Source organism: Collinsella aerofaciens (assembly GCF_040915545.1).
Taxonomy (GTDB): Bacteria; Actinomycetota; Coriobacteriia; order Coriobacteriales; family Coriobacteriaceae; genus Collinsella; species Collinsella aerofaciens_BE.
Window position 1 is genome coordinate 1 of the sequence record NZ_JBCPDH010000032.1, and the last position, 19,749, is coordinate 19,749.

21 protein-coding genes are annotated in these 19,749 nt (G+C 59.6%); 16 read left to right on the forward strand and 5 right to left on the reverse strand.

The genetic code is table 11. From position 1 onward, the window contains the following. Positions 1 to 56 precede the first annotated feature (56 nt). The 14 genes from AB5202_RS08580 (at position 57) to AB5202_RS08645 (ending at position 11,058) form a co-directional block, all read left to right on the forward strand. Positions 57 to 521, forward strand: a complete 465-nt coding sequence (locus tag AB5202_RS08580) for a hypothetical protein (RefSeq protein ID WP_368144448.1) — start codon at positions 57 to 59, stop codon at positions 519 to 521. 54 nt (positions 522 to 575) lie between these two features. Continuing rightward, positions 576 to 1,382, forward strand: a complete 807-nt coding sequence (locus AB5202_RS08585; RefSeq protein ID WP_161161664.1) for a hypothetical protein — start codon at positions 576 to 578, stop codon at positions 1,380 to 1,382. A gap of 72 nt (positions 1,383 to 1,454) precedes the next feature. After that, positions 1,455 to 3,110: a hypothetical protein gene (locus AB5202_RS08590; RefSeq protein ID WP_195644874.1), complete on the forward strand. Its 1,656-nt coding sequence runs from the start codon at positions 1,455 to 1,457 to the stop codon at positions 3,108 to 3,110. A gap of 43 nt (positions 3,111 to 3,153) precedes the next feature. Beyond that, positions 3,154 to 3,345: a hypothetical protein gene (locus AB5202_RS08595; RefSeq protein WP_156599436.1), complete on the forward strand. Its 192-nt coding sequence runs from the start codon at positions 3,154 to 3,156 to the stop codon at positions 3,343 to 3,345. Positions 3,346 to 3,629: 284 nt separating this feature from the next. Further along, on the forward strand, positions 3,630 to 3,971 hold the full coding sequence (locus AB5202_RS08600) for a type II toxin-antitoxin system RelB/DinJ family antitoxin (RefSeq protein WP_368144449.1): 342 nt from the start codon (positions 3,630 to 3,632) through the stop codon (positions 3,969 to 3,971). Continuing rightward, on the forward strand, positions 3,971 to 4,438 hold the full coding sequence (locus AB5202_RS08605) for a PIN domain-containing protein (RefSeq protein ID WP_204986881.1): 468 nt from the start codon (positions 3,971 to 3,973) through the stop codon (positions 4,436 to 4,438). The genes AB5202_RS08600 and AB5202_RS08605 overlap by 1 nt, the downstream gene beginning before the upstream one ends. 65 nt (positions 4,439 to 4,503) lie before the next feature. After that, positions 4,504 to 4,971, forward strand: coding sequence for a PTS sugar transporter subunit IIA (locus AB5202_RS08610; protein ID WP_215692900.1), 468 nt, complete (start codon positions 4,504 to 4,506; stop codon positions 4,969 to 4,971). A gap of 187 nt (positions 4,972 to 5,158) precedes the next feature. Continuing rightward, a complete protein-coding gene (locus tag AB5202_RS08615; protein WP_215692902.1) occupies positions 5,159 to 6,382 on the forward strand; it encodes a peptidylprolyl isomerase in 1,224 nt (407 codons plus the stop codon). Between the two features lie 54 nt (positions 6,383 to 6,436). After that, complete coding sequence (locus tag AB5202_RS08620; protein WP_152076380.1) at positions 6,437 to 6,880, forward strand: GatB/YqeY domain-containing protein; 444 nt, start codon at positions 6,437 to 6,439, stop codon at positions 6,878 to 6,880. 353 nt (positions 6,881 to 7,233) lie between these two features. Beyond that, complete coding sequence (locus AB5202_RS08625) at positions 7,234 to 7,965, forward strand: amino acid ABC transporter ATP-binding protein (protein ID WP_055251548.1); 732 nt, start codon at positions 7,234 to 7,236, stop codon at positions 7,963 to 7,965. An 8-nt stretch (positions 7,966 to 7,973) separates the two neighbouring features. Continuing rightward, positions 7,974 to 8,849 (forward strand): transporter substrate-binding domain-containing protein, encoded by an 876-nt coding sequence (locus AB5202_RS08630; protein ID WP_368144450.1) that lies wholly within the window; start codon positions 7,974 to 7,976, stop codon positions 8,847 to 8,849. 25 nt (positions 8,850 to 8,874) lie between these two features. After that, positions 8,875 to 9,621, forward strand: a complete 747-nt coding sequence (locus AB5202_RS08635) for an amino acid ABC transporter permease (RefSeq protein WP_035136546.1) — start codon at positions 8,875 to 8,877, stop codon at positions 9,619 to 9,621. A 3-nt stretch (positions 9,622 to 9,624) separates the two neighbouring features. After that, positions 9,625 to 10,263: an amino acid ABC transporter permease gene (locus AB5202_RS08640; RefSeq protein ID WP_055285379.1), complete on the forward strand. Its 639-nt coding sequence runs from the start codon at positions 9,625 to 9,627 to the stop codon at positions 10,261 to 10,263. A gap of 171 nt (positions 10,264 to 10,434) precedes the next feature. After that, positions 10,435 to 11,058, forward strand: coding sequence for a cytidylate kinase-like family protein (locus tag AB5202_RS08645; protein WP_055251542.1), 624 nt, complete (start codon positions 10,435 to 10,437; stop codon positions 11,056 to 11,058). Positions 11,059 to 11,185: 127 nt separating this feature from the next. On the opposite strand, the gene gltA is transcribed toward AB5202_RS08645, so the two are convergent. From gltA to glmU, 5 genes are all read right to left on the reverse strand, one after another. After that, positions 11,186 to 12,595 carry an NADPH-dependent glutamate synthase gene (gene gltA, locus AB5202_RS08650; RefSeq protein ID WP_022094914.1) on the reverse strand — a complete coding sequence of 470 codons (1,410 nt, stop codon included), beginning with the start codon at positions 12,593 to 12,595 and terminating at the stop codon, positions 11,186 to 11,188. Next, complete coding sequence (locus AB5202_RS08655; RefSeq protein WP_006235793.1) at positions 12,586 to 13,425, reverse strand: sulfide/dihydroorotate dehydrogenase-like FAD/NAD-binding protein; 840 nt, start codon at positions 13,423 to 13,425, stop codon at positions 12,586 to 12,588. Before AB5202_RS08655 ends, gltA begins: the two co-directional genes overlap by 10 nt. A gap of 374 nt (positions 13,426 to 13,799) precedes the next feature. After that, positions 13,800 to 14,429 (reverse strand): aminoacyl-tRNA hydrolase, encoded by a 630-nt coding sequence (gene pth / locus AB5202_RS08660; RefSeq protein ID WP_195621613.1) that lies wholly within the window; start codon positions 14,427 to 14,429, stop codon positions 13,800 to 13,802. 224 nt (positions 14,430 to 14,653) lie between these two features. Beyond that, the gene (locus AB5202_RS08665; protein ID WP_022094252.1) at positions 14,654 to 15,640 is read right to left on the reverse strand and encodes a ribose-phosphate diphosphokinase; all 987 of its coding nucleotides are present in this window, start codon (positions 15,638 to 15,640) and stop codon (positions 14,654 to 14,656) included. Positions 15,641 to 15,831: 191 nt separating this feature from the next. After that, entirely contained in the window at positions 15,832 to 17,244 is a 1,413-nt protein-coding gene (gene glmU / locus AB5202_RS08670; RefSeq protein ID WP_368144295.1) for a bifunctional UDP-N-acetylglucosamine diphosphorylase/glucosamine-1-phosphate N-acetyltransferase GlmU, read from the reverse strand. Positions 17,245 to 17,450: 206 nt separating this feature from the next. On the opposite strand from glmU, the gene AB5202_RS08675 reads away from it, so the two are divergent. After that, positions 17,451 to 18,329 (forward strand): energy-coupling factor transporter transmembrane component T, encoded by an 879-nt coding sequence (locus tag AB5202_RS08675; protein ID WP_368144297.1) that lies wholly within the window; start codon positions 17,451 to 17,453, stop codon positions 18,327 to 18,329. Beyond that, a partial coding sequence (locus AB5202_RS08680; RefSeq protein ID WP_368147510.1) for an ATP-binding cassette domain-containing protein occupies positions 18,329 to 19,749 on the forward strand: 1,421 nt, incomplete at its 3' end. The genes AB5202_RS08675 and AB5202_RS08680, both read left to right, overlap by 1 nt.

Here is a 19,749-nt window from a genome sequence, read left to right on the forward strand (position 1 = left end):
CATTGTGGCATCCCGAGCCCGCGGAAAGAAGCTGCGCCGCGGGGGAGGCGACCCAAATGGCTTTCTCATATCGTCTTGCCAATACGTACTTTGCGTTTGTGGCGTATGGGTGGGGCGGCAGCACGATCCCGGTTGTCGCAAACGTTGTTCTTCTCGTTGTGCTTGTCCTTGTGCAGATGGGTCTTGGCTCCTATGCCCGCCGGGCAGACCAAAAGGTTGCCGCCGCCCTCGCAAAGACGGTTCAAACGGCACAGTTCGGATCATATGTGGGGCAGCTTCTTGCCGTAGCGGAGGACGCTCAGGTTAAAGCCGAACTCAAAGGGCTCAAGGATGACATCTCCTTTAGTTCCAACATGTCGCACCCCCATGTTCAAGAGATCGAGCGACAGTTCTCCGCCGCGCTTGAGGCGGTCTCGAATTCCATGAGTGCCGATGAGCCGGCAGATGTTACGGTTGGCCTTGTCCATGATGCGCGCAATATCTGGAAAAAGCGCAATGCGGCGCTGACCGCTGTCAAATAAGGGCTCGCGCTGCTTTTTACCAGGGCACTTTGATGGTTGAAGTGGGGGAAGCTATTGGAAATCAACGGAATAACTTGCGAGGGCTGCGGCAGCACCGATGTCGAGTTTGACCCCGCAACTCGAAAGGTTCATTGCAACCAGTGCGGTCGCGAGATGTACTATTCGCGGGCGCGTCTGGGGGCCACGGGCAAAATCGCGTTTGCCAAGGACAATGCCATCAAGTTTTTTAAGGGCGGCAACTTCCCGGAGGCCCGCAAATTTGCCGCGGACGTGCTCAATATGATGCAAGACAACGCGGCGGCACAGTTTATGGTTGCGTACTGCGATGAGTTTTGCGAAGGTCTTTCGGGTTCGATGACGGTTTTCTTTAAAAGGGCCGAAGATATCCCTCTCGAATATGATGAGGTGCGTGACTTGATCGACTTGTTTGAGTCGACGCTCTACAACATGCGTGACTTTGAGGTTCAGATGGTATCGCTCGTGGTCGCCAATATGCAGAGCATGGAGGATCGGTCTCGACTTGAGAACTTTATCGATGCTGTGTGCCCGTTCTGCATAGCGCGGTATGCTTCGGAAGACTTTATGACTGCAGAGCGGGAGAGTTTCTATCAAGATATTGCCGCCAACTGCAATACACCCAAAACGTGTCTTGCACTACTCAAGGGCATTAGAGAGAACCCCGGGTCCCCCTATAAAACTGGTTCGTTTGCGTTACGAAGAAGGACTTCGTACTTTTTCGAACACTATGTGGAGCCCGTCGGTCGCATCGTCAATTCGATGAAGGCAAGCCAATACAAACAGAAGTTTCTTGTGGCCTATCAGCAGGTGTCCGAGCAATACCGAAGCATGGCCTCTCAATAAAGCAGATGGCGGGCGCTTACTCGCTTAAAGCTATTGGATGATCTAAACAGTGCAAACTGAAAGGTGGTACAGATGAGTGATTCGGGAGTAGATACTGTCCTTATCGAGCGCAGGATCGCCGCTATTGGAACAAAAGTTGACCAGATGACCACGAAGGTCGATAAGGTCGAATCGCAAATGGAGGAAGTGCGGAAGGACCTTAAAAAGCTCCGAAAGGACTTTCTCGAGATGATGCTCGAGCAGCGTCGTACCGCCGCACTTGAGCAGGCGACTACGGAGCTCGTGAGCGTCCGGCAGGAGATGGACAAAAAGTTCGGCAACTACTCAGTGGTTCGAAACACAATGGTCGGTATTCTCCAGGCAACCGATGCGGCGCTCGTGCGCAAGGCGACGATTTCGACGGTCTCCGAGGAGTTAATGATCTCTACCCCGGACTACTGGCTGGCACCTGTCCTGGTTGCCCTTGCGGCATGGATCAACAACAACCGAGATCTTGCAGAGCGCGCAATACGCGAGGCTGTCAAACGTGACAACGAGCACACGTCGCTTGCGATGGCTCTGATCTGCAGACGTAATAACCGCACGGCTACGTGCTACGAATGGTTAGCGCGCTACTTCTCGACGCAAAACGCCGCCCGCATCGATGCCGATGCGATGGTCTACATCGATGCCTATATCAACGGCATCTTTGGAACCGACGAAAAGCACCTGTGCGACGACTATATGGCGGGCTGGATCGAGCAGATCAGAAATCAGAGCCCTGAGTTCGAGAATGAGCAGTCAGAGTCATGGGCGGAGTACTTTACCGGCTACGAGGAGGATATGAGTTCGAGATATCCGGCGCTCAAGGTGGTGGTCAAGGAGTTTGACTACATCAATAAGTATCTCGGAAAAGTCGAGGCAATCGAGAGCATCTCCAATGACTTCGCCGACCTCAAGGCTTCTGATGTTGACGAGAGGACGCTTGCCGAGCAGGTTGACAGGCATTTGATGGAGCTCGTTAACTCCGATGACTCCAAGGAGCGAAATTTGCGCCGCCAGGAGGAGTATCTTCTTGCGGTCAAGGCATTTGGCGGAGACGTGGAGCGCGCCCGAGAGCTCGTCAATCGTCGCCGCGATGAGAAGCGTCAGCAGACGATGAACATCATCGACCAGATGACACGCTCGATGCGCGACCAGAGTGCGTCTGTGGATGTGCATAAGAAGAAGACCGCGATTCAGTTTTTGGGTTCCTATATCAACGGTGGTTTCAACCGGTATCGCAAGAGCGACATCCCCGAATTTCCGCAGGCGATCACCCTTGACTTCGACGGATGGACAAGCAGGGCGGTTACCGGCGATGAGGGTAATGCGCTGCGCGGCGATTATGTTCGCTATGTCGGTGAAGAGAAGAAAAAGGAGCTCGCTGAGCTTGATGTCAAGGTTGCGAAGGGCAACAAGAGCCACAAGATAGCGGCCGTTGTCCTCGCTGTTTTGGGAGTAGCTTTCTTTGCGTTTGTAAACCAGGTTATTGGCATTCTGCTTCTTGCGGGGGCTGGCTATTGTCTAGTAAAGACGAGCCTCTCGGGCAAGCAGCGCGCTACGGAGGCAGAAGAGATTGAGGCCAAATACTCCAAACGCATCCAGGAAGGCTGTTCCGAGATCGATCTGGCGCTTAATCAGTGGAAGAGCGCGAAGGAAGCTGCGGCCGAGCGCAGCGACCTGCTTAAGCTTGAAAAGGTTGCCTAGCCGGTAGGATTTGTCTCGATAATCCATGAATGGAGTGAAAAAGATGGCTGATGAAGTGACTGATTTCGACCATAACGATGCTGCAATGCAGGACCTCGATGCATTGAGCGAGCTCGATAGTCTGTTTGAAGAGGACGAGCGACTGAAGCAAGCTGAGAACAATGTTTTGACCCAAAATCTCACGGGCTTCGCAAACTGCTTTCCCGATTGGGATTTGCATCCGCCGGTAGCGTAGAAAAGCGCTTGAAGCACAAGCTACGATCATTTGGAAACATCGATGTTTCTGCGGGCTAGAAGCCATGGGGCTTTTGGCCCGCTGGCTTTCATATGCCGGTCGGCGGCATAGGGCATCAATCGTATTCTAGATTCTTGGACGCCAGGCCGACTCGCTTCGGATCGGGCGCTACACCACCTTTCTCGACACTACCAATCTGACAGGGCCTCGTCCGTTCTCGGTCGGGGCCCTTTTGTGTGACCTAACAGGTTTGCTATACTGCTAGCAAGTAGGAAGGAGCCGCTATGGGTACAGCAACAGTGCAGCTCAACACGCGAATCGATCCTATGATCAAAGCTGGTGGCGATGCGGTCCTCACTCGCAATGGACTGGGGCCGAGCGATGCCATTCGTGCGCTTTGGGCCTATCTCGTCGAGCATCAAACGTTGCCGGGATTTATGGTAGCGGATAAGCGCGAGGCATCCCGTGCGGAGAGTCTGGCCGAGCAGGGAAGTGGCCTGGCTTTTTCTTCGTTGGGGCTGAGCGCGTCGGATTTTGCACCGGCCGAATCTTCGGCGGAAGACTGGGATGCCGTACGGGATGATATGTATGATGCGATGATTGCCGACATCGAGGCGAATTGCTGATGATTGAGGCAAAGCATCTCTTGGTAGATACGAACGTTTGGCTCGATTATTACCTGCAAGAGGGGGCGTTCGACGAAGCGAGAAGATTGGTTGAACTGGCCGAGGCAGGAAAGATCGACCTTCTGTATGCGCCAACGACGGCAAAGGATGTATTCTATCTTTTGCCTCGGCGTCTAGCCCGGCGGAACGTGAATGGGATGAACGTGTCGTTTGCCTCGGCGTCATGGGCCTGCATTGAGCACATGATGCAGGTGGCAACCGCCTCTCCGCTTTCGTTGGCAGAGTGCGAGATGGCGCGCATGCTTGGCAAGCGCATGCCGGATCTTGAAGACAACCTCATCATCGCTTCGGGCGAGACGGCAGACGTTGACTACGTAGTCACGAGCGACCGGCGCATGCTGGAGGAGATGCCCGAAGTTTGCCTGACGCCTGCCCGCGCACTCGATATGATTGGGATCCTAAACTAACCTTGCCTGTCTCGTTTCGCTATCATATGGGGCATTGTGAACCTCATGCAACTTTGGAGGACGGTATGGCGGATAACGCCGAGATGCTATTCTCGCCTGAGCTGGTGTTTTTTGATTGGGAGTGCGCGACGCCGGGTGAGGTGTTTGCGCGCCTCGAGGGTGAGCTTGCCCCGCGCGGCTACATTACATCCGGTTGGCTCGATGCCGTCCGCGCGCGCGAGGATGCCTATCCCACGGGCCTTGCCATGCCGGCGGCCAACATCGCCATCCCGCACACCGATCCGGGGTTTGTGGCTAAGCCCTATATCGCGGTGGTGAAGCCCGCATCGACCGTGACGTTTAATGCCATGGCGGGCATGGGTGCCCCGGTGCCGGCGCAGATCATCATCAACCTGGGCATTGCCGAGCCGGGCGGGCAAGTCGAGGCCCTGCAAGCGCTCATGAATATCTTTATGGATGCCGATGCCGCAGCCGATGTACTCGGCCAAACCACGCCGCAGGGCATGGTCGACGCCATCCGTCGCCACTTTTAAGGTCGGCGCTGGGGGACTGTCCCTAACTGCCGGCAGAAAAGGAACGTCCCTAATTGCCAACTGCCAGACTTGTCCCCTTTGCACCAAAATGGTGCAGATTAACCTGTCCCCCATGCACCAGGTGTGCCGCGGGGGCTGCGTTGTGACACAATGGCGTTTGTTCGATTCGTGATGCGAAAGGCCAAACATGGCAAACAAGAAAAAGAACCCCGAGGCCGCGCCGACGCCCGAGCAGCGGTCCCGCGCCGCCTCCAGCTCTCGTAAGAAGCAGCGCAAGACCTATGTGTCCAAGACCGTCAAGATTGTCCTGGTGGTCATCGGCGTGCTGGCGATGCTGCTTTCCGTCTCGGCCATGGCGTGCTCCGGCCTGATGTCGCAGACCGAAAGTGCCAGCTCGGGCTATAAGCTTACTGGTGGCGTGGCTGCTACCATCAACGGCACCAACCTCACCGAGGACACCGTGACCAAGCAGATCATGAGCATGCGCACGTCCTACGGCTACACCAAGGACAAGGACTGGGCACAGTACCTGGTCGACAACGACCTCACACCCAAGAAGTACCGCAAGCAGCTCATCGACTCCTACGCGCAGCAGATTCTGCTTCAGCAGGCGCAGAAGGAAAACGGCGTGACGGTGTCGGACAAGGAGGTCGAGAAGGCTTGGAAGGACGCGTGCAAGAGCGCGGGCGGTGCCAAGACCTTTAAGAAGACGCTTAAGACCTACGGCTACACCGAGGACACCTACAAGGATTCGCTCAAGGAGAGCCTGGCGCAGCAGAAGCTCAAGGATGCCGTGGCACCCACCAGCAAGCCCAAGGACAGCGAGATTGTCGATTACATCAATGAGAACCTGTCCAACTACAACGATGCCCGTCGTTCGTCGAATATCCTGATCAAGGTCGATTCCGACGCTTCCGACGAGGACAAGGCTGCCGCCAAGGCCAAGGCGCAGGAGTGCCTGGACAAGATCAACTCCGGCGAGCTGAGCTTTGAGGATGCCGTGAAGCAGTACTCTGACGACACCGGCTCCAAGGAGAAGAAGGGCGATGTGGGCTGGGACAAGCTCACTACCTTCGTCGACAGCTATCAGGCGGCACTCGGGGGACTCAATAAGGGCGATGTGAGCGACGTCGTCGAGTCGACCTATGGTTATCACATCATCAAGTGCACCGACTACTTCCATGTCGATAATCAGGTCGATGACATTAAGCAGGTGCCCAAGGAGATCAAGAAGTACGTCTCCAACGTGGTGAAGACGCAGGCGGCAAGCACCGCGTACAGCGAGTGGCTGGAGCAGTACAAGAAGGACGCCGACATCACCGTTAACCCCATGCCCAAGGACGTGCCGTACAACGTCAGCCTGAAGGGCGTCACCAAGAGTCCGACCGACGATTCGTCGACGACTAAGTAATCATGGGGCGGCGCTCGCGTGAGTGCCGCCCGCACTATTGAGGAGGATTTGCAGATGACTAACGAAGAGCTGCAGAAGGAAATGATTGCGGCCATGAAGGCTAAGGACAAGGTTCGCCTGTCCATCATTCGCCAGGTTAAGGCCGAGGTGAAGAATATCGAGGTCAACGAGCGCCGCGATGTGACCGAGGAAGACGTCAACAGTATGATCAAGCGTCTGATTAAGCAGACGAGCGAGACGCTGGAGATGTCCATCAAGGCTGGCACCGACCAAGAGCGTACCGACAACCTGACCGAGCAGGTCAAGATTCTGGAGAGCCTGCTGCCCGCGCAGGTTTCGGGCGAGGAGCTCGAAGCCCTGATTGATCAGGTTATCGCCGAGCTGGGCGCCACGTCCAAGAAGCAGATGGGCCAGGTCATGGGTGCGCTCGGCAAGGCCACCGGAGGCAACTTTGACAAGCCTGCGGCGGCAAAGATCGTCGGCGCAAAGCTTGCGTAATTTGTTACGCGGTTTTACCAAACCGCGTAACGGCTCGACGCTGCAAACCCGTACACGCGAGCAATCTGACGTTCAATTTCAAGGGCGCGACCATAAGGTCTGCGCCCTTTCATTTCACGTCACCTTGCTCGCGTGTACGGGTTTTCGCTGACTTATGCTCAACAAGGGCGGTTGGAAGCGCTCATTGGGGACAGGCTTAAATGAGTGCCCAATGGGTGGGTACTCATTTAAGCCTGTCCCCAATGAGCGGGTTAAAGGTTGCGGGTTCTTTACGGGAATGTAGTGTGGGCTGCGGAAACGTGGTTCTTTCCGTACAATAGTTCAACTCATGTAAACGCAGGGAAGGGACATTCATGGCAGACATGATCGAGATCAAGCATCTCAACAAGTACTTTGGCGATCTGCATGTGCTCAAAGATATCAACCTTACCGTCAAGCGCGGCGAGAAACTCGTAATGATCGGGCCTTCCGGCTCTGGCAAGTCGACGCTCATCCGTTGCGTCGATTATCTTGAGGAGCCCACGTCGGGCGAGGTCATCATTGACGGTACACCGCTCACCAAAAAGAATCACCTGGAGATGGCTCGCAAGTATAGTTCCATGGTGTTTCAGCAGTTCAACCTGTATCCCAACATGACGGTGTTGGGCAACCTGACGCTCGCGCCCATCAAGCTGCAAAAGAAGAGCAAGGAGGAGGCGACCGAGATCGCCATCGCCGCGCTCAAGCGCGTCGGCATGGCGCATAAGGCCGGTGAGTATCCGCAGAATCTCTCGGGTGGTCAGCAGCAGCGCATCGCCATCGCTCGTGCCCTGTGCACCAAGCAGCCCATCATCCTGTTTGACGAGCCGACTTCGGCGCTCGACCCCGAGATGGTCCAGGAGGTTCTAGACGTTATGATTGAGCTCGCGCAGGAGGACATCACCATGATCTGCGTGACGCACGAGATGGGCTTCGCGCGCCAGGTGGCCGATCGCGTCATCTTCATGGAGGACGGCCGCATCCTGGAGGAGGGCACGCCCGAGCACTTCTTCGATAATCCCGAAAACCCGCGCTGCCGCGAGTTCCTGTCCAAGATTCTGCACTAGGCGCGGTGATGGACATGACGGATATGACGAGGGCGGCCGTATCGCGCCGTCACTTTCTGCAGCTGGCTGGTGCCGGCATGCTTGCGCTGACGGAGACCGCGCTTACCGGTTGCGGCAACTCCGCCAGCGGCGAGGGCTCCGACAAGGGGTCCAAGCTTGCGGCCATCAAGTCGCGTGGCCATCTGAATGCCGGCGTTAAGAAGGACGTTCCCGGCTATGGCTATTACGACACCGCCAAGGGTCGCTTTGAGGGCATGGAAGTCGATTTGTGCTACCAGATCGCCGCTGCCGTTTTTGGTGTGGGCTACAAGGAGGCCCGTGTCCAGGAGCTCGTCGAGTTTACCGACGTAACGCCCAAGACGCGCGGCCCGCTGATCGATAACGGCCAACTTGACGTGGTCGCGGCGACCTACACCATCACCGACGAGCGCAAGAAGAGCTGGGATTTCTCGACGCCGTATCGCACCGACTACGTGGGACTCATGGTCAAGAAGCGTTCGGGCTTTACCTCGATTGAGGATCTGGATGGCAAGGTCATTGGTGTGAGCCAGGGTGCCACCACGCAGGGCCTGATCGAGCAAATGATCAAGGACAACGGTTTTAACTGCAAGCCCGAGTTTAGGGCCTTTAGCGGTTATCCCATCATCAAGAGTTCGCTCGACGCCGGCAATATCGACGTCTTTGCCATGGACCGCTCCACGCTGGCCGGTTACATGAACGAGACCGTTGAGCTGTTGCAGCCCGAGGTCAAGTTTGGCGAGCAGGGCTACGGCGTGGCGACCAAGAAGGGCTGCGACCTTTCGGCCGTGGTCGATCAGGTGATTTGCGATCGCCTGGCCGATGGCTGGCTCGACCAAGAGGTCAAGACCTGGGGTCTTGTATAGGCACATCGTCCAAGGAAGGAATCAAATGCTCGAAGGATTATTTGACGCCGACCGTTGGTCGACGACATTTCAAAACATGGGGCCCTTCTGGGAGGGCTTTGGCGTGACGCTGCAGGTGGTCGTTGCCGGTCTGCTGCTGTCGCTGGTGCTGGGCACACTGCTGGGCGTGTTCTCTACCACTCGCTCGCGCGTGCTGCGCGCCATAAGCCGCGTGTACGTGGAGTTTTACCAGAACACCCCGTTGCCCGTGCAGGTGCTCTTTATGTACATGGCCGGTCCGCAGTTTTTGCAGGCCATAACCGGTGCCGACCAGCCGGTGCGCATCGCGCCGTTTGTGCTGGGCTTCTTGGGTGTGGGCCTGTATCACGCGGCCTACATTTCGGAGGTCATCCGCACCGGTATCGAGGCGGTTCCGCGCGGTCAGATGGAGGCGGCCCAGAGCCAGGGCTTCACCCGTGCGCAGGCGTACTGGTACATCGTGCTGCCCCAGACATTCAAGATCATTCTGCCGCCGCTGTGTAACCAGGCGCTCAACCTGGTCAAGAACACGTCGGTGCTGGCGCTTGTGGCCGGCGGCGACCTTATGTACCGTTCCGACAACTTTGTGAGTCTGTACGGTTACCTGCAGGGATACATCGTCTGCTGCCTTATGTACTTCATCATCTGCTTTCCGCTCGCCATGCTGGTACAGTGGCTCGAGCGCCGCTCCAAGGAGCGTCCGCGCGGCGTGAGCCTGGCCGAGCTGGGGCTCGACAACGTAGAGGAGGCCTAGCGCATGGAAATCTTCAACGCGACCAACCTGCTCTACATTTGGGGCGGCTTTGTTAAGACCATCGAGATCTCGGCGCTGTCGATCTTTTTCTCGCTCATCTTTGGCACGGTGCTGGCGCTTGTTAAAAGCTATGCGCCCCGCCCGTTCCGTATTTTGGTGAGCGCCTATATCGAGCTGTTCCGTTGCACGCCGAACCTGCTGTGGATCCTGTTTATCTACTTTACGGTGCAGGGTTTGGACATTGTGATTTCGACCATCGCCTTTACGCTGTTTACCAGCGCTGTTATGGCCGAGATTGTGCGCGGCGGCCTCAACTCGATTCCGCGCGGCCAGTTTGAGGCGGCGCAGAGCCAGGGCTTCGGCTTCTTTGCCACCATGCGCTACATCATTCTGCCGCAGACATTTAAGACGATCATTCCGGCGCTGTTTAGCCAGTGCACGACTGTCATTAAGGACAGCTCGTATCTTTCGGGCATTAACGTGGCCGAGCTCATGTACACGGCAAATGTCGTGATGGCCCATGCGATCGACCTGTCGCAGGTTCTTATGCTCTACGGCCTGGTGTTTGCGATGTACTTTGTGCTCAACTTTGGTATCTCGCTGCTGGTGAGGGCTTATCAACGCCGTATCGTAGCCGCATAGTCCTGGTTTCCCAAGCACGGCACCTTGCCTCTCAATCGTCGCTTGCGTACATTTAGTACGCGGCGCTCCTCTTTCGGGGCAATCTGTCGCACTTGGGAAACCAGGACGGTCGTAAGTGGCAAAATGGGAATCAGGAATCGCCTATTTCTCATTTGCTAGAAAGGAATCGCGATGAGCGATCTGGAGAATAAGAAGAATCCTGTGGTCATTACCATCGCGCGCGACTTTGGCGCCGAGGGCCACGAGATTGGCCGCATGCTTGCCGACGAGTTGGGGATTCCGCTGTACGATAACGAGCTGCTGGTACGTGCGTCGCTGCGCGCGGGCGAGTCGCTCGATAAGATGGCCGCCTATGATGAGCGTCTGGCCGTGGAGAACATGGCGTTTCTGCCCGACCGCTACGATGCGCGTTCGTACTCGGATAAGTTGTTCCAAAAGATGAGCCAGGTGATTTTGGATCTGGGCGAGACCGAGAGCTGCATTATCGAAGGCCGTCTGTCCGATTACCTGCTGCGCAACAACCCCAACCACATTGCCGTGTTGGTGACCGCACCCTTTGAGGACCGCGTCGAGATTGTGCGCAAGAAGCGTGGCCTTAACAAAAAGAAGGGCGCCAAGCTGGTCAAACAGCAGCAGAAGGCGCGCGAGGCGTTCTATAAGCGCTATAGCGCCGGCAAGTGGAAGATGACGAGCGGTAAAGACATCGTCGTCAACCGCGCCAAGCTGGGCCGCGAAGGCTGCAAGGACGTCATCGCCGCGGCCTACCGCTACAAGGTGGCGCAGCTCGAAGGCTAGCTGACCAAAACCACCACAAAGGGGACAGGCACCTTTGCTGTGGTTTGGGCGGCCGGTATAGAAAAAGTCCCCGCCGGGCGTGAGCTCGACGGGGGCTTTGCCGTTTGGTAGCTAGCGCTGTAGGTGATTACTCGCCCAGCAGGCTCTTGGTGATGGAAGCGGCGGCCTTCTTGCCGGCGCCCATCGCCAGAATGACCGTAGCGGCACCGGTGACGATGTCGCCGCCAGCCCAGATGCGGGGATCGGTGGTCTGGCCGGTCTCCTCGTCGGCGACGATGTAGCCCCACTTGTTGAGCTCCATCTTGCCGCCGATCTTCTTTGCGAAGGGGTTGGCGTTGGTGCCGATAGCCGAGATCGCGACGTCGCAGGGGATCTCCTCGATGGCGCCCTCGATGGGCACCGGGCGACGGCGGCCGGACTCGTCGGGCTCGCCGAGCTCCATCTTCTGGACCTTGACGGCGCACACGGAGCCGTCCTCGCCAGCGACAAACTCGAGCGGGGAGACGAGCGGCAGAACCTCGACGCCCTCGGCCTTGGCATGGTGCAGCTCAGCGCGACGGCAGGGCATTTCATCCTCGGTACGACGGTAGGCGATGATGGCGTGCTCGGCGCCCAGGCGCTTGGCGGTACGGACGGCGTCCATAGCCACGTTGCCGCCACCAAAGACGACGACGTTCTTGCCGTGCTTGGTGGGGGTGTCGTACTCGGGGAACTTGTTGGCCTTCATCAGGTTCACGCGGGTGAGGTACTCGTTGGCGAAGAAGACGTTGGGCAGGTTCTCGCCGGGGACGTTGAGGAACTTGGGCAGGCCGGCGCCGGTCGCCACGTAGATGGCGTCGAAGCCCTGCTCGAACAGCTCCTCGGCCGTGGCCATGTTGCCCACGACGGAGTTGTACTCAAACTTGACGCCCATGTCCTCCAGGCCGTCAATCTCGCGCTTGACGACTGCCTTGGGCAGACGGAACTCGGGGATGCCATAGACCAGCACGCCGCCGCCGGTGAAGAAGGCCTCGAAGACGGTGACGTCAAAGCCGTTGCGGGCGAGCTCGCCGGCGCAGGTGATGCCGGACGGGCCGGAGCCGACGACGGCGACCTTCTTGCCGTTCTTGGGGGCCATCTTGGGCGTGGAGGCGAGCTCGGGGCGGTCACCCAGGAAGCGCTCGAGCTGGCCGATGGCCACGGGCTCGGACTTCTTACCACGGATGCACTTGCCCTCGCACTGGTTCTCCTGCGGGCAGACGCGGCCGCAGATAGCGGGAAGCATGGAGTCCTCGCGGATGGTATCGAGAGCGCCGCCGAAGTCCTTCGCGCGGATCTGCTCGATAAAGCGGGGGATGTTGATGTTGACGGGGCAGCCCTCAACACAGAACGGCTTCTTGCAGTTGAGGCAGCGCTCGGCCTCGGCCAGCGCCATCTCCTCGGTGAAGCCCTTGTCGACGGGGCGGAAGTCGCAGGCACGCTCGGCAGCCGGCTCCTCGTTATCGGGGGTACGGGGCGACTTCATATCGGCAACGAAACGACCGTTAACTAGTGGCATGCGCAGCTCTTTTCCTCATAGGCCTTGAGGGACTCGCCCTCTTCGGAACGGTAAGCGGCCTGGCGGGCACGAAGGTCATCCCAGTCGACCAGGGTGGCATCGAAGTCGGGGCCGTCGACGCAAGCGAACTTGGTCACGCCGCCCACCTCGACGCGGCAGCAGCCGCACATACCGGTGCCGTCAACCATGATGGGGTTGAGCGACGCGGTGATGGGGGTGTCGTACTTCTGGGCGGTGAGGGTCGAGAACTTCATCATCGGAACGGGGCCAACGCAGAAGACCTGGCTCACGGCCTTGTCCTGCAGCAGGCGCTCCAGCGGAGCGGTGACAACGCCCTGCTCGCCGTAGGAGCCGTCGTCAGTGGTGATGTGGATGTGGTCCTCGTCGAGGAGCTCGCGGAACTGGTCCTCCATGAGCAGGAGGTCCTTGGTGCGGGCGCCCATGATGGCGTGAACCTCGTGACCGGTCTCGACCAGGTGCTTGGCGACCGGGAAGGCAATTGCCAGGCCGACGCCGCCGCCAATGACGGCGCAGGGGCCCTCGGCCATCTCGGTGGGAACGCCCAGCGGGCCCACGACGTCGCGCAGCGACTCGCCGGCCTCGTAGGTGGAAAGCATCTCGGTGGTCTTGCCGATCACCATGAAGATGAACTCGACCCAGCCCTCGTCACCGTTCCAGCCAGCTAGGGTAAACGGGACGCGCTCGCCCGTCTCGTTGGCGCGAACCATGAGGAACTGTCCAGCGTGCGCATGCTTGGCGATTGCGGGCGCCTCGATGCGGAACTTGAACACCTTCTCCGAGAACTGCGTCTTCTCCAGGATCTTATACATAGAACCCCTCTCTTGTTAGGGCCGCCGAACCGTGCCTCCACGGAAATGGACGGTAGCCCGAATAAAACCGTACGTGCACAGGCGTTGTGCAGACATACGGTGCAAATTATACCCTCATGGACATGTCACTTACGTGTGTCTTCGGCGGTTGGGAGCAGGGTTTATCCACTTTGGCCTATCAAAGGGGGAGAAGTTTATTTTGGTCGGTTTTATCAGGTAAAACGGCAAAGGGGGCCGGCCTCGGGCTGTGATGAGGCCGGCCCCCTTTGGGGTGCTATGCATGTATGTCGGCGCGCGGTTGATTGCGATGCCGCAACTGGGGAGTTTCCGCAGGTAAAACTTGCCAAAATAAACCTGTCCCTAAATGATAGGTTTTAGTGCTTGCCGTTGGCGGAAGCGGCGCCGTTTACGTGATCGCGGGCGTAGATTACGCCGTGGACGATGGCCAGACCGGCGGCGTCGGCGGCGCGGGCACAGGTGTCCTGGAAATCCTCGGCCTCGCGGGCGCGCAGCTGCTTAAGCACGTAGTCGGCGACAGCCATCTTGCCGGGAGGGTTGCCGATGCCGGTGCGGATGCGGCTGAAGTCGCGGCTGCCCATCTTGTCGATGATGGAGCGCAGGCCGTTGTGACCGGCGTGGCCGCCGCCCACCTTAACACGCACGTCGCCGGCGGGAATATCGAGCTCGTCGTGAATCACGAGCAGCTCCTCGGCCTTGATCTTGTACTCGCGGCAGAGCTTGGAGATGGGCCCGCCCGAGGTGTTCATGTACGACTGCGGCTTGACCAGTACAATCTGGCGCTTGCCGTTCTCTTCCTCGGCATCGTTGATGTTGATGAGCGCGACCTCGGCGCCTGCTTGGTTTTTCCAGTACGTGACGCCGGCCTGACGGGCCAGCTCGTCGATCGCCTTAAAACCGGCGTTGTGGCGGGTCTCGGCATATTCCTCGCCCGGGTTGCCAAGCCCGGCAACCATGCGAATCTTAAGCGGCTGTGCAGCTGCCATATTTGTCCTTCCGTTACACAAATAGTTCAATCAACGACAAAGGCTACCACGCCCGCCGAAGGCGAGGCTTTGCTTCAGCGAAATCCCACCAGACAAAAGCGCGGCCGCGGCAGAGCGAGCCGTCGGAACAGAAGAAACCCCCGCGCGACCTTTGCGAAGCAAGGGGGAGCGCGGGGGTTTCTTCTGTTCCGACGGCGATGCGCCGGGTTACAAGGACGATGCGACTACAGCGCGAAGTCGCCGCCGACGAGCGTGGAGACGGGCTCCTCGTGGTAAACGGCGGAGATGGCCTGAGCGAACTCCTCGGCGACCGAGATGGTCTTGATCTTGCCGCCGACCTCGACAGGAATGGCGTCGGTGACGAGGCACTCGACGATCGGGGCGTCGTTCAGACGCTCGATGGCCGGACCGGAGAAGATGCCGTGGGTGGCGCAGACGTAGATGTCGCCAGCGCCCATAGCCTTGAGCTCCTTGACGTTGGCGCACAGGGTGCCAGCGGTGTCGATCATGTCGTCGTTGATGATGCAGGTCTTGCCCTTGATGTCACCGATGATGCCCATGACCTCGGCGGCGTTGTGGCGCGGACGGCCCTTGTGGGCGATGGCCAGGTCGCAGCCGAGCATGTCGGACAGCTTCTTGGCGGCCTTGGCACGACCCACGTCGGGGGAGACGACAACCAGGTTATCGGTGTCGAAGTGCATGTCGTTGTAGTACTGGCCAAACAGCGGCAGTGCGGACAGGTGGTTGACCGGGATATCAAAGAAGCCCTGGATCTGGCCTTGGTGCAGGTCGAGGGTGATGATGCGGTTGACGCCGGCGCGCTCGAGCAGGTTGGCGACGAGGCGGGCGGTGATGGGCTCGCGCGGGCCGGCCTTGCGGTCCTGGCGGGCATAGCCGTAGTGGGTGATAACGGCAGTGATGGAGCGGGCGGATGCGCGCTTGGCAGCGTCGGTGGCGATGAGCAGCTCCATGAGCATGTCGTTGACGTTGCCGCCGGCCACGGACTGAATCAGGAAGACGTCGGCGCCGCGGACGGTCTCGTCGTAGCGGGCGTAAATCTCACCGTTGGCGAACTGCTTTAGCGTAAGGCCCGAAAGCTCGACCCCAAGGTACTCAGCGATCTTCTGAGCGAGGGGACGGTTGGAGGAACCGGAATACACGCGGATGGACTTGCGCATATTCTCCGACTTCTCGGGATCATTAATCGGCATTACCCTTCTCCTTTATATCGAATGCCATATAGATGCCTTGTTGCATTGTAACCGCGCGACGGGGTTAATCGGGTCTTGATAACGTCTTTACCGTCAACGGACACGAACCGACCACTCATCCGGTTGCGCAGGTCACGATAGAAAAAGGAGCCGCCCCCATGGGAACAGCTCCTTAGATGCTTGGTAAAACGTTATACCTCGTCGTCCTCGTGCAGACGGCGGCGATAATCGGCGGCCCAGCCCTCAATATTTACCTGACGGGCGCGGCCCAGACCGAGTGCGTCGGCCGGGACCGGCTCGGTGATGACGGAGCCGGCGGCCACGAGTGCGCCGTCGCCAATCTGGGCGGGCGCGACCATCATGGTGTCGGAACCGATGAAGGCATCCTTGCCGATGACGGTCTTGTGCTTGTGGACGCCGTCGTAGTTGCAGGTGATGGAGCCCGCGCCCACGTTGACGCCGGAGCCCATGGTCGTGTCGCCGATGTAGGACAGGTGCGGCACCTTGGAGCCCTCGCCGATCGTGGACTTCTTGATCTCCACGTGCGTGCCGGCCTTGGAGCCGTCGAGCATGTGAGTGCCTGGGCGCAGGTAGGCACGCGGGCCGCAGTCGACGCCGTTCTCGATGACGGCCTCGATGGCGATGGTCTCATCGATGGTGCAGCCGCTGCCGACGGTGGTGTCGGTGAGGCGGCTGTTGGGGCCGAGCTGGCACTCCTCGCCCACGGTGACGTGGCCGATCAGGTGCGTCTGCGGCCACACGACGGTGTCGCGGCCGATAATGGCATCGGGGCCGATCCAGGCCTGCGTGGGGTCGATGAACGTGACGCCCTCGGCCATCCAGTGCTCGTTGATGCGGTCGCGCGCGATGGCGGTGAGCTGCGCGAGCTGGATGCGGCTGTTGACGCCCAGGCCGTCGCGGTAGTCGTCGCAGTGGAAGATGGAGACTGCCTGACCATGGCCTTTGAGGATCTCGAGCATGTCGGGCAGGTAGTACTCGGACTGCGCGTTGTCGTTGCCGATCTCGTTAATGTGGGCGGCGAGCTGCGCGCCGTCGAAGGCGTAGCAGCCGGCGTTGCACTCCAGCAGCGTGGCGGCCTGCTCGGGCGTGCAGTCCTTCTGCTCGATGATGCGCTCAATCTGGCCGTCGGCGCCCAGCTTGATGCGGCCGTAGCCGAAGGGGTCGGGCGGGGTCATGGTCATGACGGTGCAGGCGAGCTCGCCGGTGGCGACGGTCTGCGCGAACTTGGCGACGGTGTCGGCGGTGATGAGCGGCAGGTCGCCGTTGAGCACGACGACGGGGCCTTGCGTGATGCCGCAGGCCTCGAGCGCGACCTTCACGGCGTGACCGGTGCCCAGGCGCTCGGTCTGCTCGACGCACTCGACCTTGGTGGCGCTGCTGGCGTAGGCGCCGTCGATGAGGGCGCGCATCTCGTCGGCGTGGCTGCCGATGACGACCACGACGCGGCTGCAGCCGGCCTTGATGGTGGCGTCGACGATCCACTGGACCATGGGCTTGCCCAGGATCTTGTGCGAAACCTTGCAGTGGTTCGACTTCATGCGGGTGCCCTCGCCGGCAGCGAGGATAATTGCGGTTGCGTCCATGTGATCTCCTGTTACGTTATAGAGACGTGTGTTTGGAAACGATACACGGCGCAATATGATACCGCAGGCATATGATGAGCGCGTAACGATTGATGCGCGACGGCCGATGTCGGTGACGCTGACGCAGTGTTTGCGCTGGTTGTGTATGGCGGCGGCGCTGCGGCGTTGACGTTTTGAGCGAGGGGATGGGGGTGCCCGTGGATATCATGCGAGAGGAATCGGGCAACGGACCCGTCGCGGCATTTTCGATGTCGCATCCGGCGGTGCCGGCACTCTATATTGTGTTGACGCTGGGGCTCACCATGTTCTCGATGCAGCCGGTGCTGATCGCGCTGTCGCTTGCGGGCGGGTTGGCGTACGGGTTTGCGACGCGCGGTGCTGCGCGCACGTTGGGGGCGCTTCGCTGGCAGCTGCCGGTGATTTTGATCATCGCGGTGCTCAATCCGCTGTTTAGCGCCTCGGGCTCGACGGAGGTGTTTCGTATTGGCATGCGCGCGGTGTATCTGGAGAGCATGGTTTACGGCCTGTGCATGGGCGGGCTGTTTGTGGCGAGCGTGCTGTGGTTTGAGGCCGCGGCGTCGATGCTCGAATACGACAAGGTGCTCGCACTGTTGGGCAACGCCGCGCCGGTGATCGCGCTCATGATCTCGATGTGCATGCGGCTTATCCCACAGTTTTTGCGCCGCGGCCGCACGGTGCTGGCGGTACAGGACGCGATCGATGTGCCGGGGCGTGCGCCCACCGATCCCGTGCGATCGCGCCTGCGGGCATCGAGCGTACTGATGGGCTGGGGCATGGAAGATTCGCTTGAGCGCGCCGACGCCATGCGCTGGCGCGGGTGGGGCGCCGCGACGCGTCGCACGACGTACGCGCGGTATCGGCTAGGGCGCGGCGACGCTGCCGCGCTGGTCGGGCTCGCGCTGTTTGGTGCTGCCGCGGTGGCCGTGGCGGCGACCGCGACGACACGGTATTCGTTTTATCCGCAGCTCTCGGTGCCGGCGCCGTGGCTGGGCTATGTCGTGTACGCTGCCTGGATGATGCTGCCTTGCGCGTCGCACGCGATTGATGAGAAGAGGTTTGGCTGATGGCTCGGTTGGATAGGAGCTCGGCGGCGGGTGTGGCATATGGCTCGGCCGCGCCGGCGATTGAGGTGCGGAGCCTGAGCTTTGCCTACCCCGATGCTGATGCTGCGGTGCTCGAGGGGCTCGACTGGTCTGTTCCCCAAGGTGCATTTGCGCTGCTTGTTGGCGGTACCGGATCGGGTAAGTCGACGCTGCTGTCGCTGCTCAAGCCCGAGATCGCTCCGGCGGGCGAGCGCACTGGCGAACTGAGCGTGCTGGGCGAGAACGTTGCCGACATGGACGTGCGGGCATCGGCGGAGCGCGTGGGCTATGTGTTCCAGGATCCCGAGAACCAGATCGTGTGCGAAACCGTGTGGCACGAGATGGCGTTTGGCCTAGAGAATCTGGGTGTGTCGCGCGACGAGATGCGCCGCCGTGTTGCCGAGACCAGCTATTTCTTTGGTCTGGAGGACTGGCTTCATCGTGATACCGATACGCTTTCGGGTGGCCGCAAGCAGCTGCTGTCGCTTGCCGCCGTCCTGGCGCTGCGCCCGCGCGTGCTGCTGCTCGACGAGCCCACGTCTCAGCTCGATCCCGTTGCCGAGAAGAATTTCCTGCACGCGCTGTTTCGTGTGAATCGCGAGCTGGGCTGCACGGTTGTTGTGGCGACGCATCAGCCGCGCCCAATGCTCGAATACGCGACGTGTGCGTACCGGATTGAGGATGGCCGCGTGCACGAGGCGGCGGATATGGCTTCTTTGGTATGCCGAGAATCGCTGTTTTCCGATGACACGTTGGGGTGGGGTGCCATCCGATGTGCAAAAAACGGAGTATTCAGCAGGCGTGAGGACAATTTGGGCTCTCTGGAGCCGCCCGGGGACGTATCGAGCGCGAAAAAAAGTTTGGAATTGGACAAATCGTCCGAATTTGTGGCGCAAACGTCGCTCGAGAACGGCTTGGAAGCCTTCTCGCGCACGGATGGAAGCAGAATACTCCAAAAAATGCACGGCGGGTCGGCTACCACCCTGTCGGAAGGCTGGTTTCGCTACGATCGAGCGTCCGGCTGGGTGCTGCGCGGGCTCGATGCGTCGTTTTCGGCCGGTGCGGTGCATGCGATCGTGGGCGGCAACGGATGCGGTAAGTCGACGATGCTTTCGGTGCTGGCGAAGACCGCCAAGCTGCAGCGCGGCCGCATGGTGCGCGGAGCGGCCTCGGCGGCGCTGCTGCCTCAGAATCCCAAAGCATTGCTGGTTGCCGAGACGGTTCGCGATGAGCTGATGGAATGGGCCTCAACCTGCGGATATGACGAGAACTTGGCGCGGGAGCGTGCGGCGAGCTTGGGGTTGTCGGGTCTGGATGGACGCCATCCGTACGATCTTTCGGGCGGGCAGCGTCAACTGCTTGCATTGGCAAAACTGCTGCTAATCGGCCCCGAACTGCTATT

Excerpts from the sequence above, each read along its gene's own strand:
- AB5202_RS08635 (WP_035136546.1), top strand. The coding sequence starts at position 8,875 with ATGCTCGAAGGATTATTTGACGCCGACCGTTGGTCGACGACATTTCAA.
- AB5202_RS08610 (WP_215692900.1), top strand. The coding sequence starts at position 4,504 with ATGGCGGATAACGCCGAGATGCTATTCTCGCCTGAGCTGGTGTTTTTT.
- AB5202_RS08625 (WP_055251548.1), top strand. The coding sequence starts at position 7,234 with ATGGCAGACATGATCGAGATCAAGCATCTCAACAAGTACTTTGGCGAT.
- AB5202_RS08600 (WP_368144449.1), top strand. The coding sequence starts at position 3,630 with ATGGGTACAGCAACAGTGCAGCTCAACACGCGAATCGATCCTATGATC.
- pth (WP_195621613.1), bottom strand. The coding sequence starts at position 14,429 with ATGGCAGCTGCACAGCCGCTTAAGATTCGCATGGTTGCCGGGCTTGGC.
- AB5202_RS08645 (WP_055251542.1), top strand. The coding sequence starts at position 10,435 with ATGAGCGATCTGGAGAATAAGAAGAATCCTGTGGTCATTACCATCGCG.
- AB5202_RS08580 (WP_368144448.1), top strand. The coding sequence starts at position 57 with ATGGCTTTCTCATATCGTCTTGCCAATACGTACTTTGCGTTTGTGGCG.
- AB5202_RS08665 (WP_022094252.1), bottom strand. The coding sequence starts at position 15,640 with ATGCCGATTAATGATCCCGAGAAGTCGGAGAATATGCGCAAGTCCATC.
- AB5202_RS08640 (WP_055285379.1), top strand. The coding sequence starts at position 9,625 with ATGGAAATCTTCAACGCGACCAACCTGCTCTACATTTGGGGCGGCTTT.
- AB5202_RS08595 (WP_156599436.1), top strand. The coding sequence starts at position 3,154 with ATGGCTGATGAAGTGACTGATTTCGACCATAACGATGCTGCAATGCAG.
- gltA (WP_022094914.1), bottom strand. The coding sequence starts at position 12,595 with ATGCCACTAGTTAACGGTCGTTTCGTTGCCGATATGAAGTCGCCCCGT.
- AB5202_RS08620 (WP_152076380.1), top strand. The coding sequence starts at position 6,437 with ATGACTAACGAAGAGCTGCAGAAGGAAATGATTGCGGCCATGAAGGCT.
- AB5202_RS08590 (WP_195644874.1), top strand. The coding sequence starts at position 1,455 with ATGAGTGATTCGGGAGTAGATACTGTCCTTATCGAGCGCAGGATCGCC.
- AB5202_RS08655 (WP_006235793.1), bottom strand. The coding sequence starts at position 13,425 with ATGTATAAGATCCTGGAGAAGACGCAGTTCTCGGAGAAGGTGTTCAAG.
- AB5202_RS08615 (WP_215692902.1), top strand. The coding sequence starts at position 5,159 with ATGGCAAACAAGAAAAAGAACCCCGAGGCCGCGCCGACGCCCGAGCAG.
- AB5202_RS08630 (WP_368144450.1), top strand. The coding sequence starts at position 7,974 with ATGGACATGACGGATATGACGAGGGCGGCCGTATCGCGCCGTCACTTT.
- AB5202_RS08605 (WP_204986881.1), top strand. The coding sequence starts at position 3,971 with ATGATTGAGGCAAAGCATCTCTTGGTAGATACGAACGTTTGGCTCGAT.
- glmU (WP_368144295.1), bottom strand. The coding sequence starts at position 17,244 with ATGGACGCAACCGCAATTATCCTCGCTGCCGGCGAGGGCACCCGCATG.
- AB5202_RS08675 (WP_368144297.1), top strand. The coding sequence starts at position 17,451 with ATGCGAGAGGAATCGGGCAACGGACCCGTCGCGGCATTTTCGATGTCG.